General features: G+C 69.7%; 7 protein-coding genes. All 7 read left to right on the forward strand.

The genetic code is table 11. The features are described 5' to 3' along the window. The gene (locus ABTZ54_RS34765; RefSeq protein WP_030496942.1) at nt 1-414 is read left to right on the forward strand and encodes a roadblock/LC7 domain-containing protein; all 414 of its coding nucleotides are present in this window, start codon (nt 1-3) and stop codon (nt 412-414) included. Nucleotides 415-569: 155 nt separating this feature from the next. After that, nucleotides 570-977: a DUF742 domain-containing protein gene (locus ABTZ54_RS34770; protein ID WP_329424536.1), complete on the forward strand. Its 408-nt coding sequence runs from the start codon at nt 570-572 to the stop codon at nt 975-977. Then, nucleotides 958-1,548, forward strand: coding sequence for a GTP-binding protein (locus ABTZ54_RS34775; RefSeq protein WP_351671648.1), 591 nt, complete (start codon nt 958-960; stop codon nt 1,546-1,548). Before ABTZ54_RS34770 ends, ABTZ54_RS34775 begins: the two co-directional genes overlap by 20 nt. A gap of 351 nt (nt 1,549-1,899) precedes the next feature. After that, complete coding sequence (locus tag ABTZ54_RS34780; RefSeq protein ID WP_351671651.1) at nt 1,900-5,133, forward strand: sensor histidine kinase; 3,234 nt, start codon at nt 1,900-1,902, stop codon at nt 5,131-5,133. Between the two features lie 10 nt (nt 5,134-5,143). After that, nucleotides 5,144-5,557: a roadblock/LC7 domain-containing protein gene (locus ABTZ54_RS34785; protein ID WP_053725133.1), complete on the forward strand. Its 414-nt coding sequence runs from the start codon at nt 5,144-5,146 to the stop codon at nt 5,555-5,557. Nucleotides 5,558-5,650: 93 nt separating this feature from the next. Further along, nucleotides 5,651-6,214, forward strand: coding sequence for a DUF742 domain-containing protein (locus ABTZ54_RS34790; protein WP_351671654.1), 564 nt, complete (start codon nt 5,651-5,653; stop codon nt 6,212-6,214). Continuing rightward, nucleotides 6,195-6,745 (forward strand): GTP-binding protein (locus ABTZ54_RS34795; protein WP_351671657.1); only part of this gene is annotated, 551 nt, incomplete at its 3' end. The genes ABTZ54_RS34790 and ABTZ54_RS34795, both read left to right, overlap by 20 nt.

The following is a 6,745-nucleotide window of genomic DNA, read 5'->3' on the forward strand; positions in this document are numbered from 1 at the left end:
ATGAGCCAGGCGGCGCAGAATCTGAACTGGTTGATCACCAACTTCGTGGACAACACCCCCGGGGTGTCCCACACAGTGGTGGTCTCCGCCGACGGACTGCTCCTTGCCATGTCCGAAGGCTTCCCCCGCGACCGCGCCGACCAGCTTGCGGCGGTCGCGTCCGGACTGACCTCGCTGACCGCGGGGGCGTCCCGGATCTTCGAGGGGGGTCCCGTGGCCCAGACGGTGGTGGAGATGGAGCGCGGCTTCCTCTTCCTCATGTCCGTCTCCGACGGTTCCTCGCTGGCCGTGCTCGCACACCCCGAGTGCGACATCGGCCTCGTGGGCTACGAGATGGCGCTCCTCGTGGACCGGGCCGGCTCGGTCCTCACCCCGGACCTGCGTGCCGAGCTCCAGGGCAGCCTGCTCCACTGAGCGGGCGCCCGACCGCGTACTCCGTACCAGACCGACCGCAGGGCGGTGCGCCCCTCCGCACCGCCCCCGGACCGTTCACCGTCCGGCCGCCCCATCCGGCCCCCCACCGGCCCCATCAGACGGCAGAACCCTCTGCTGTCACGCCCGGAGGATTCATGACCCCGCCCCCCGCCTCTCACGATCCGTACGGTGCCTCACTCGACGAGGGGTACGGAGCTGAAGGCGACCAGCCGCTGGTCCGCCCGTATGCGATGACCGGCGGCCGGACCCGGCCGCGCTACCAGCTCGCCATCGAGGCCCTGGTCAGCACCACGGCCGACCCGGCGCATCTCGCCACGCTGCTCCCCGAGCACCAGCGGATCTGCCACCTGTGCCGCGAGGTGAAGTCGGTGGCCGAGGTCTCGGCGCTCCTGTCGATGCCGCTCGGTGTGGCCCGCATCCTCGTCGCCGACCTGGCGGAGGCGGGCATGGTGGCGATCCACCAGCCCGGCAACGGAGAGGCCGGCGGCACGCCGGACGTGACACTGCTCGAAAGGGTGCTCAGTGGACTTCGCAAGCTCTAACGGCGGCGCGGCTTCTCAGAGCCGCTCCACCACCAGCGCGAAGATCGTGGTGGCGGGTGGCTTCGGCGTGGGCAAGACCACGTTCGTCGGCGCCGTCTCCGAGATCAACCCGCTGCGCACCGAGGCCGTGATGACCTCCGCCTCGGCGGGCATCGACGACCTGACCCACACCGGGGGCAAGACCACCACCACGGTGGCGATGGACTTCGGCCGCATCACCCTGGACCAGGACCTGATCCTGTACCTCTTCGGTACGCCCGGCCAGGACCGCTTCTGGTTCATGTGGGACGACCTCGTCCGCGGCGCCATCGGCGCCGTCGTCCTCGTCGACACCCGCCGACTCGCCGACTGCTTCCCCGCCGTCGACTACTTCGAGAACTCCGGCCTCCCGTTCGTCATCGCCCTGAACGGCTTCGACGGACACCAGCCGTACAACCCCGAAGAAGTCCGCGAAGCCCTCCAGATCGGCCCCGACACCCCGATCATCACCACCGACGCCCGCCACCGCGCGGACGCCAAGAGCGCGCTCATCACCCTGGTCGAGCACGCCCTCATGGCGCGCTTGAAGTAGTACACCTCAAGTAGAAGTCGATAGAGGGAAGTTGTCGTAGAGGTTCTGGGGGTGGTCTGTGTCCTTCGACACGGCCACCCCCGGGTTCATAACATTTCGACAGAGAATTGGGACGCCACGGACACCCGACGCATCCGATCGGTGCCGCTGCGCTCACATGAGCCCCGCCATTTGGCGGGGCTCGCTCTTTATGCCCGTTTTATCTCTGGCGTGAAGCCCAAAAACCGGCTGCTTCGCACTGTTTGGAAGGGACCCCCTTCACGTGCTGCAATTCATGAACTCCCGAGTAGTACGGCCCTGAACGAAACACCGGCACAACGTAGGTGCCGACGCCGAGAGGTTGTTGGTCGAGTGAGGCGAAGCAAGGAAAGCTCCGCGGAGCAGCAGACGCGGGGCAACTTCACGCCGCCGTCCCGCGCGGCGATGCCGCCCGCGGACGAGCCCGTGACGCCCCCGGCCCCCAGCCGCAAGGGCAGCTCCAGCAAGCTGTCCCCGCGGAACTGGCGCGTGCCCACCAGGCTGAACGCGATCCTGCTCATACCCGTCCTCGTCGGTCTGGTCATGGGCGGCTTCCAGGTGAAGTCGTCCATCGACACCTGGCAGGAGGCGCAGGACGCCGAGAAGACGGCGCTCATCGTGCGCGCCGCCTCGGACTACGGCCAGGCGCTGCTCAACGAGCGTGACCTCACCGCCGCTCCCCTGCTCAGGGCCAAGACCGCCGAGGACCGCCAGAGCGACGAGGTCGCCCAGGCCTACGCCGCCACCGACGCCGCCAAGGTGAAGTTCGACGAGGCCGTCAAGAACATGCCCGGCGGGCAGGGCCTGGAGCGGCGCCTCAAGCTGTTCCGGGACGCCGAGCCCAAGCTGGAGGCGCTGCGCAAGATCGCCTACACCCGCTCGCTCGACCCGGTGAACACCCAGCTCGGCTACACGGGCATCCAGCACTACCTGATGGAGTTCTCCAACGAGCTCGGTCTGGGCACCGGCAACATCACCAGCTACGGGCGTACGGTCTACGCGATCCAGCTCGCGAAGGCCGCCGAGTCGCTCCAGCGGTCGATCGGCACCCAGCTCCTCGTGCGTCCCAGCAAGAAGGACGACGTCTTCGCGCAGCAGTCGGTTGCGTTCAACTCGTACAACTATCTGGAGCAGATCGCCCTCGGCGAGTTCCAGTCCGGTGGCACCGAGGCCGACGTCGAGAACCTGAAGAAGGTCATGGCGGGCAAGGCCGCCGAGGGCGCCAAGAAGATGGCCGCCGCCGGCGTCGAGCTGCCCAAGGGCAAGGACGACTCCATCTACACCGGCGTCGCCCAGCTGATCGGCTCCGCCAAGGACGGCGACGAGCTCGCCGCCCTCAAGAGCCAGGGCATCACACCCGAGAGCTGGCTGGCCGTCTCCACCGGCAAGTTCGACGGCTACACCGAGGTCGAGAAGGAGCTCGTCGACAAGGCCGTGACCGAGGCCTCCGACATCTCCGACAGCGCGCAGACCGACGCGTACGTCAACGGTGGCATCGTCGTGATCGCCCTGCTGGCCGCCTTCATCCTGGCCGGCATGATGGCCCGCCAGATGAGCCGCTCGATGCGCGAGCTGCGTACCGCCGCCTTCGGCATCGCCGAGCAGCGCCTGCCGATGCTGGTCGACCAGCTGTCCCGCACCGAGCCGGGCCGGGTCGACACCCGGGTGCAGCCCATCCCGATCGACTCCCAGGACGAGATCGGCGAGGTGGCCCGCGCCTTCGACCAGGTGCACCGCGAGGCCGTCCGGCTCGCCGCCGAGCAGGCCATGCTCCGGGGCAACGTCAACGCGATCTTCACCAACCTGTCGCGCCGCAACCAGTCGCTGATCGAGGGCCAGCTGACCCTCATCACCGACCTGGAGAACAACGAGGCCGACCCGGACCAGCTGGAGAACCTCTTCAAGCTGGACCACCTGGCCACCCGTATGCGCCGCAACGGCGAGAACCTCCTGGTCCTCGCCGGCGAGGAGCCCGGCCGCCGCTGGGACCAGCCGGTGCCGCTGGTCGACGTCATGCGCGCCGCCTCCTCCGAGGTGGAGCAGTACGAGCGCATCGAGCTGGCCGGCGTGCCGGAGGCCGAGATCCACGGCCAGGCCGTGACCGACCTCGTGCACCTGCTCGCCGAGCTCCTGGAGAACGCCACCACGTTCTCCTCCCCGCAGACCAAGGTCCGCGTCACCGCCACCCGGCTGCCCGACGGCCGCGTGATGATCGAGATCCACGACAAGGGCATCGGCCTCACCGCCGAGGACTTCGCGGACATCAACCACAAGCTGGCCAACCCGCCGACCGTGGACGCCGCCGTCTCGCAGCGCATGGGCCTCTTCGTGGTCGGCCGCCTCTCCGACCGGCACGGCATCCGCGTCCAGCTGCGCCCCTCGGGCGAGCAGGCCGGCACGACCTCGCTGGTCATGCTGCCGGACGCGATCACGCACGGCGGTGGCGGCGAGCAGCCGCTCCAGGACGACTTCACCGTCTCGCAGATGATCCCGTCGCAGCAGCAGCCCACCGCCTTCGAGCCGGCGCCGCAGCTCCAGCCGATGCGGACCGCGGCCGAGCTGGGCTTCGACGACTCCCGCTACGAGGAGCCGGCCGACGAGCAGCAGCTGGACCCGGTCAACCGCTCGCTGACGCGCGACGAGCGCCGCGCGACCCTGGAGGCCCAGGTCCAGGGCGGCGAGCAGCCGCTCTACCGGGACGAGGCGCGGGAGCAGGCGCAGGAGCACGCCCCGTACGCCACGGACTACCCGGCCACGGACTACCCGGCCGCCGAGTACCCGGCCGCCGGCTACCCCGCCGCGTACCCTCAGGAGCAGGGCGGCTTCGGCTACGCCCCGCAGGGCTACCAGGACCAGCAGGCCCAGCAGGGGTACGCCCAGCCCGTCGACGGCTACCAGGACCAGGCGTATGCGGAAGCCGCGTACGACGGTCAGGCCGGTGGCCACACGGCGTACGAGAACAGCTACGAACCCCAGGCCCACCAGGGCGACTGGCCGCAGCAGACGGCGTACCAGAACGGCTACGCGCAGGAGTTCGGGACGGAATCGGAATCTGTCCAGGCCGCTCCCGAACAGGCCCCCGAGCGCGTAGGCTTCGACCGTCCGGGTCCCACGCCGAGTCCCACCCCGGACGCCGGCCACGCGCTGACCGACGCCGGTCTGCCGCGCCGCGGCAGCGTCGCCCCGCAGGCGCCGCAGACCCCGCAGGCACCGCAGCAGCCCGTGCCGCCGGCCCAGCCCGCGCAGCCGGCCGGCACCGAAACCGAAGGCACCGAGGACTGGCGCTCCGCCAATGACGAGCGCTGGTCCCGGGCCGAGAAGCTCCGCGACCCGAAGGCGGGCGGGGTCACCCCCTCCGGTCTTCCCCGACGGGTCCCCAAGGCCAACCTGGTCGAGGGATCGGCGGAGCACACCCCGCAGGGCGGCCCCCAGGTCTCCCGCGCACCCGAGGACGTGCGGGGCAGGTTGAGCAACCTGCGCCGCGGTGTCCAGCAGGGACGCAACGCGGGGACGGACACGAACGGATCGGGCCTCGGCCCGGGTAGTACCTACAACCAGGAGCGTTAGTGTGAGCCCGATGAGCCAGGCGGCGCAGAATCTGAACTGGTTGATCACCAACTTCGTGGACAACACCCCCGGGGTGTCCCACACGGTGGTGGTCTCCGCCGACGGACTCCTGCTCGCGATGTCCGAGGGGTTCCCCCGGGACCGTGCCGACCAGCTGGCGGCCGTGGCCTCCGGCCTGACCTCGCTGACCGCGGGCGCGTCCCGCATCTTCGAGGGCGGCGCGGTCAACCAGACCGTGGTGGAGATGGAGCGCGGCTTCCTCTTCATCATGTCGGTCTCCGACGGATCCTCGCTGGCCGTGCTGGCCCACCCCGAGGCCGACATCGGTCTGGTGGGCTACGAGATGGCACTGCTGGTCGACCGTGCGGGAAGCGTCCTGACTCCTGACCTCCGGGCGGAGCTCCAGGGAAGTCTTCTCAACTAACAGACAGACAGTGCGTTTCTCGTCACCGCACCGTAGGGTGCGGTGGCGCGGTTCCAAGGGACATGGAGCCGCGAGGCAGTCGGAGGAGGAGACGTGGGAACACCCCCGGGCAGTAGCCCCTACAACGGTGCGCACCTGACGCCGCAGGGCGACCCTGCGCAGAACCGGTTCAACTTTCCCTCCACGCCCAGCAGACAGGGTGTTCCCCAGCCCTACCAGCAGCAGCCGCAGCCTCAGCCCTCCGCCGCCGCCGGCAGCCCGAGCGCGTCCTCCGCGCCGGGCCACCGGTCGGGCGGTCAGGGCTACTCGGGCGGGCACAACCCGCTCGTCCGTCCGTATGCGATGACCGGCGGCCGGACCCGGCCGCGCTACCAGCTCGCCATCGAGGCGCTGGTCAGCACGACGGCCGATCCGTCCAGGCTGCAGGGGCAGTTGCCCGAGCACCAGCGGATCTGCCGGCTGTGCTTCGAGATCAAGTCGGTCGCGGAGATCTCGGCCCTTCTCTCCATCCCCCTCGGCGTTGCCCGGATTCTCGTCGCCGATCTGGCGGAGGCCGGACTTGTCGCCATCCACCAGCCCGGCGGCGACGAGGCCGCCGGCGGTCAGCCAGACGTGACACTGCTCGAAAGGGTGCTCAGTGGACTTCGCAAGCTCTAACGGCGGCGCGGCCCGTTCAACCACCAGCGCGAAGATCGTGGTGGCGGGTGGCTTCGGCGTGGGCAAGACCACGTTCGTCGGCGCGGTCTCGGAGATCAACCCGCTGCGGACCGAGGCCGTGATGACGTCCGCGTCCGCGGGCATCGACGACCTCACGCACACCGGCGACAAGACGACGACGACTGTCGCCATGGACTTCGGCCGCATCACCCTGGACCAGGACCTGATCCTGTACCTCTTCGGTACGCCCGGCCAGGACCGCTTCTGGTTCATGTGGGACGACCTCGTCCGCGGCGCCATCGGCGCCGTCGTCCTCGTCGACACCCGCCGCCTCGCCGACTGCTTCCCCGCCGTCGACTACTTCGAGAACTCCGGCCTCCCCTTCGTCATCGCCCTCAACGGCTTCGACGGACACCAGCCGTACAACCCCGAAGAGGTCCGCGAAGCCCTCCAGATCGGCCCCGACACCCCGATCATCACCACCGACGCCCGCCACCGCGCGGACGCCAAGAGCGCGCTCATCACCCTGGT

Origin of the sequence: Streptomyces sp. NPDC094032, assembly GCF_040303965.1 — a bacterium.
Taxonomy (GTDB): domain Bacteria; phylum Actinomycetota; class Actinomycetes; order Streptomycetales; family Streptomycetaceae; genus Streptomyces.

Bases quoted from the DNA above. Each gene is read 5' to 3' on its own strand.
- ABTZ54_RS34770 (WP_329424536.1), top strand. From the start codon at position 570: ATGACCCCGCCCCCCGCCTCTCACGATCCGTACGGTGCCTCACTCGAC.
- ABTZ54_RS34765 (WP_030496942.1), top strand. From the start codon at position 1: ATGAGCCAGGCGGCGCAGAATCTGAACTGGTTGATCACCAACTTCGTG.
- ABTZ54_RS34785 (WP_053725133.1), top strand. From the start codon at position 5,144: ATGAGCCAGGCGGCGCAGAATCTGAACTGGTTGATCACCAACTTCGTG.